The following is a 1,540-nucleotide window of genomic DNA, read 5'->3' as shown; positions in this document are numbered from 1 at the left end:
GGGCATCACCGCCTTCTACATGACCCGCGTCATGCTGCTGACGTTCTTCGGCAGAGCGCGGTGGACTGAGAAGGAAGAAGCCACCCACCCCCACGAATCCCCGGCCACCATGACCGCACCGATGATCATCCTCGCGATCGGCTCCATCGGCGCCGGCGCCCTCCTAGCCATCGGCAACACCCTGCAACACTGGCTCGAACCCGTCACCGGCACCCACGAAACCCACCACCTCATCCCCACCTGGATCACCACCGTCACCGCACTCGGCGTCGTCGCCATCGGCATCGCGGTGGCAGTGCGGATGTATCTCGCTCGACCCATCAACCAGGTTGCCTCCGAATGGGTTTCGGCTACAACGGTGGCCGCGCGCAATGATCTCTACGGCGATGCCGTGAACGAGGCCGCCTTGATGCGGCCCGGCCGGGCGTTGACCAGGGGTCTGGTCGCGGTCGAGCGACGGAGCATCGACGGGGCGGTGGACGGCGTAGCCGCAGCGGTTGCCATGGCGTCACATTCGTTGCGTCGCATGCAGACCGGGTTCGCCCGCTCCTACGCCTTGTCGATCTTCGTGGGCGCCACCCTGGTGGTCGCGATGATGGTGATGGTGAGGTTGTGATGGATCACATTCCGTGGCTGAGCCTGCTGTGGCTGCTTCCTCTCGCCGGAGCCGGTGTGGTCGCAATCCTTCCGGCCGCCGCAGCCCGGTATGCGAAGTTCACCGGACTCGCTGTCGCGATCGGAGTCCTCGTCATCGCCGGTGTGATCGCCACGCGGTTCGACCCGGCCGGAGAGCAGTTTCAGTTCGTCGAAAACCACCCGTGGATACCGTCATTCGGCACCGGCTACATCCTCGGCCTCGACGGCATCGCCCTGGCGCTCGTCGTGCTCACCGCCGTCCTGATGCCGCTGCTTCTGATCGCAGGCTGGAACGACGCCGACGAGCGCTCCCGTTCGGTCAGCGCGTACCTGGCGCTCACCTTGGCGGTGGAAGCCATGGTGCTGCTGGCTCTCGTCGCTCTGGACATCCTGCTGTTCTTCATCTTCTTCGAAGCCATGCTGATCCCGATGTACTTCCTCATCGGCGCGTTCGGCGGAAGAACCCGAACCCAGTCCAATGTCGCCGGCTCCGCGGCTCCGGCCGCCGCACTGAAATTTCTTGTGTACAGCCTCTGTGGCGGACTTGCCATGCTGGCCGCGGTCATCGGACTCTACGTCCTGACCGCGCGCAGCACGGCGTTCGAGGCCGGCACGTTCGACTTCCGGGCCATCGCCGACGCCGTCGCGACCGGGGCGTTCACTCTGAACCCTGCTGTCGCCAACGCGCTGTTTCTCGGCTTCCTGTTCGCGTTCGCGGTCAAGGCTCCGTTGTGGCCGTTGCACACCTGGCTGCCCGGGGCGGCCGCCGAAGCCACGCCGGCGTCGGCGGTGTTGATGATGGCGGTGATGGACAAGGTCGGCACGTTCGGGATGCTGCGCTACTGTCTGCCGTTGTTTCCCGACTCGGCAACCTATTTCCGTCCGGTGATCATCGCGCTGGCGG

1 protein-coding gene and 1 pseudogene are annotated in these 1,540 nt (G+C 65.5%); both read left to right on the top strand.

All coding sequences use genetic code 11. The features are described 5' to 3' along the window. Window positions 1–616, top strand: a pseudogene (locus HPC46_RS34325) (NADH-quinone oxidoreductase subunit L); the annotation flags it as partial. Beyond that, a partial coding sequence (locus tag HPC46_RS34320) for an NADH-quinone oxidoreductase subunit M (RefSeq protein WP_179476428.1) occupies window positions 616–1,540 on the top strand: 925 nt, incomplete at its 3' end. The pseudogene HPC46_RS34325 and the gene HPC46_RS34320, both read left to right, overlap by 1 nt.

The organism is Mycolicibacterium vinylchloridicum (assembly GCF_013404075.1).
In the GTDB taxonomy this organism is placed as follows: Bacteria; Actinomycetota; Actinomycetes; order Mycobacteriales; family Mycobacteriaceae; genus Mycobacterium; species Mycobacterium vinylchloridicum.
Note: the sequence above shows the minus strand (reverse complement) of the source record. Positions and strands in the feature narration are given on the sequence as shown.